The sequence below is a fragment of the Streptomyces sp. adm13(2018) genome, assembly GCF_008042145.1.
Taxonomy (GTDB): domain Bacteria; phylum Actinomycetota; class Actinomycetes; order Streptomycetales; family Streptomycetaceae; genus Streptomyces.
The window spans coordinates 1-3,661 of record NZ_RDBH01000182.1 but is presented as its reverse complement, the minus strand read 5'-3'; the positions used below and the strand labels follow the sequence as shown (position 1 = coordinate 3,661).

3 protein-coding genes and 1 pseudogene are annotated in these 3,661 nt (G+C 69.9%); 1 reads left to right on the top strand and 3 read right to left on the bottom strand.

Annotated features, from left to right (window positions below):
- Window positions 1-291 precede the first annotated feature (291 nt).
- From EAO70_RS35315 to EAO70_RS39825, 3 genes and pseudogenes are all read right to left on the bottom strand, one after another.
- Window positions 292-1,314 (bottom strand): DNA topoisomerase IB, encoded by a 1,023-nt coding sequence (locus EAO70_RS35315; RefSeq protein ID WP_148006895.1) that lies wholly within the window; start codon window positions 1,312-1,314, stop codon window positions 292-294.
- A 2-nt stretch (window positions 1,315-1,316) separates the two neighbouring features.
- Entirely contained in the window at window positions 1,317-1,508 is a 192-nt protein-coding gene (locus tag EAO70_RS35310) for a hypothetical protein (protein ID WP_148006894.1), read from the bottom strand.
- A gap of 149 nt (window positions 1,509-1,657) precedes the next feature.
- Window positions 1,658-1,838, bottom strand: a pseudogene (locus tag EAO70_RS39825) (ornithine decarboxylase); the annotation flags it as partial.
- A 1,341-nt stretch (window positions 1,839-3,179) separates the two neighbouring features.
- Between EAO70_RS39825 and EAO70_RS35300 the strand changes: the two are divergent.
- A complete protein-coding gene (locus EAO70_RS35300; protein ID WP_148006893.1) occupies window positions 3,180-3,398 on the top strand; it encodes a hypothetical protein in 219 nt (72 codons plus the stop codon).
- Window positions 3,399-3,661 lie beyond the last annotated feature (263 nt).

The following is a 3,661-nucleotide window of genomic DNA, read 5'->3' as shown; positions in this document are numbered from 1 at the left end:
AGTCATCGAAGGACCGTCCTGTTCGACTGTGGTCAGGAGGAAGGCGGGTACGGGCTTGAAGGACCGGGCGAAGGCGAGAGCGTGCAGACGAGTGCTACGGCCCGCTGGGCGGCGGTGTCGGTGGTGCCCATGCTGCCCATGCGCTTCCGCTACCCGGACGTCTGTTGGGTATCCCCTGAAAAGCCCCGACACCAGCCATCAGTATGGGGAGCCGTGACTGTACGGCCGAACGCGTGCGGGGCGACCACGAGCACCGGTACGCGGCCGGCGACGGGAAGGTGTACGGAGTCGTCACGGGCCCGCCGAACCGAGAAGGTGCAGAACGGCGCGTTCGACGCGGCCATGGGTGGCCGGGTGGCCGAAGGTGACGCCTCTGCCCAGCTCCCCCAGGGCGGCCGCGATGGTCTCTCCCTGGTCGTAGAGCTCGATGACGCGCGGATCGATGTAGGACGCCCTGCACACCGCGGGCGTATTGCCCAAGTACCCGCTGACCTCGCGCACGGCACGAGCGACGACCCTGCTGCGGCGGGCGGCGGAGGCATCGGTGGTGTTGTCGGACACGGCCAGGGCGACCGCGGCCAGAACGGTCGCGTACCAGGTCCTGAAGTCCTTCGCCGTCACATCCTGTCCCGACCGGTCCCGCAGGTAGGCGTTGAGGTCGTTTCCGTGGAGCTCGTGCCACTCCGCGTGCTCCCAGTACACGAAGAGCCTTGAGTCCGGGTTGCCGCGTCGCAGCAGCGCACGCACCACCGTGTACGCCTGCTCGTCCACGAGCGCACGCGTCACCTCCTTGCCGGACTTGGCCGGGTAGTGCAGACGGATCTCCCCGCCTCGGCAGTCCGCGTGTTCCCGAAGGAGGGTCGTCAGGCCGAAGCTGCCGTTGTCGCGCGCGTAGCCGTCTCCGCCGACACGGAGGAAACCCAGGTCCAGCAGGCGGGTCAGGCAGGCCAGAACGCGCGCCCGTGACAGTCCGCGCCCGGCGATGTCCCTCTCCACGTGCTGCCTCAAGCGGGGCAGCGAACGGGCGACGCGCTGGACGTGCTCGTGCTTGGCGGCGTCCTGCCGCTCGCGGAACGCGGTGTGGTAGAGGTACTGGCGCCGGCCCGCGGCGTCTGTCCCCACCGCCTGGATGTGACCGTTCGGCCAGGGACACACCCAGACGTCCTCCCAGGCCGGAGGGATCACCAGGGCGCGTACGCGGTCACGATCGTCGGAAGGCAGAGGCTTTCCGTCCTTGCTCAGATAGCGGAACCCGCGACCGTGGCGCATACGGCGCCACCCCGGCTTGCTGGGATCGCTGGTGCGCAGCCGCACCCTCAGTCCTCGCCAGGGTGAGCCTGCGTGCGCAGGACCCACGCCTGCCCCGTGCAGTCGAAGGGGAGTGGAGGGAACCGATGCCCGCGCACATCGGTGCTCTTGCTCCACAGGTGCTCCTGACCGCAATCGCATGCGTAGATGCCACTCTGTGTCACGATCTCGCCGGGTTTGCCCGCTTTCATCTCGTCCATGGTGGGCCTCTTCCCCGGAACGGCCGGATCACCCGGGAGCGGCGCCGTCGGATTCCTAGCGGTCCGTAGGGAGCATCGGGAGATGGTCCGCCCGTGATGTGCCTCCGTCCAGGCTTCTCTGTCCGCCGGGCCGTCGTGCAACCCCGGGATCAGCCCTCGCGCAGGACGCGGACGCTCTTGATCTGCGGGTCGACGGCGTCGGGGATGACCATGCCGGCTTGCACGCCTGTGCGCAGATACTCCAGGACCTCGCGGGTCAGACGCTCCTCCCGGCAGGAGAGCGGGGATCCCCGGCGGCTAGGGCGTGATCATTTCCGCGGCGATCCGGCCGCCGCAGCTGCGAGGAAGCGGTGAAGCCGGCGCCTGAGGCGGCGACCAAGAGGCGGTAGCTGACCGTAACCCCACGGGAAACAAACGGGGCGACGCTGTGACGGTCGCCCACACTGCGGAGCTTGCCGCACCCCCCCCGGCAAACAGCGCAAAGGGGCGAACATGTGTGTGACCTGCGGCTGCGAGGAGAACGCGGCGACGGCGGCCACGCCGAGCCGAGCTTTGAGCCTTCCGTCTGCTCACGCGTACGCGGTGCGACCCCGCCCTGGTCGGAAGCACCGGAGGCAGCCGCGTCGACATCTTAGTTCTGGTTCACTCACCGCAGCCTCCCGGCAGCACTGGACATACCGGGGGCATGCGGCCCTAGTCAGTAAGGGGGCGCTTCGCGGTGGCGCTGCGGTCGCGGCGCGCCGCCCGGTTGAGTCAGTCCTCACCGCGGATGACGTTCTCCTCCTGACGGGCCGATCTCTCCTCCGGCGACTCGTGCTCAGACCGTGTCTGACGCACGATGGCAGGACGGCATGTGCGGATCCGTTTCTCGAGCGGTACACGGCTGGTGGCCGACTGGATTCCTGCCTGGCCTTCCATGACCAACACCTCCCTTTCCGAATCGGTTCTCCGTGTGGGCCTGCTTCGCGTGTACCCCCAGGGGTGAGGTCCATCCGCGCGTCGCTCCGGCCCCAGTCGAGCGTGGGCCGGGTCGCCGCCGGGCCGACCGTGCCGACGGACCGCGGTGCTGGTCGCCAGCCACCGTGCCAGCTCCGCCGGTGGCATGATGACCAGTTCGCGGAAGGTATCCCACGTTTCGGGCTTGTGGTTCTCGTGTGCCACGAGGTCTCCTCAGGTCTGCTCCCTCGGCGCATCAGGCCCGAGCCTCTGGGAGAGACCTACCCCGACTGCCCTCCACCGCAGGCGCGCTCCCTTCCGCACCCTGTCGGCGATATCCCAGCGCATCCGCAAGGCCACCAACTGGCTCAAGGGCACCAGAACTGACGAGAGGGGCCATCCCCGCGCACGGTGATGTGGTCGGGGATGGCGCCGCGTTCCATCAGCAGGGGGTGCAGGTAGCCCTGCACGGGCGCGTACGGCGCGGTGCGCGCGGACCCGGCGCCCCGGGTATTGACTACGGGACGTTCTCCGGGGGCAGGTGGTGCTCCGGAGGGGAGAGGCGGGCCGGAGGCTGTGGATGGATCAGGGACTGGTACCGCTGGCGGGCTGAGCGCAGCTCGCCGTGCTCCTGCCGCTGGCGGTGTACTTCATCGCCCGGCGCCGGTGAGTCCCGCCGGCGGCGCGCCACGCCGGTTCCCGGTGGCTCGATCGCTGTGGCCGGTTGTGTGCTGCGTGCTGCTGTCCGGGTGCGCGGGGTCCTCCCGAACGGACGAGGACTACCGCCTCAAGGTCGCGAACAGCGTGGAAGCCGCCGCCTCGGCGGTGGGGACCGCCCGCCTGGCCACCGCCGCCGACCGGGGCAACGCCACGAGTGCCTACCTGTCGGTCCTGCTGGGCGAGGCGGAGAAGGACCTGGCCGGCGCTCAGGAGACGTTCCCAGCCTCCCCGTGAGCAGGCCGACCGGCTGCGCACCGAGGTCAACGAGGCGCTCTCCGAAGCCGGCGATGTCCTGGCCTCGGCCCGGATCGCCGCCCGCCGCGGCGGGAGCACCGCCCTGACAGGCCATACCGCCGCCCTTACCGCCACGACCACACCCGACGACGACGCCGTGCACCCGCTGGAGGACTGGATCCGTGACAACGTCATCACCCCCTCCCAGGATCCGGCCGTGCGCCTGGCTGACCTCATGGGTGCCCGCGTCATCGACGCCACCG

Excerpts from the sequence above, each read along its gene's own strand:
- EAO70_RS35310 (WP_148006894.1), bottom strand. The coding sequence starts at position 1,508 with ATGGACGAGATGAAAGCGGGCAAACCCGGCGAGATCGTGACACAGAGT.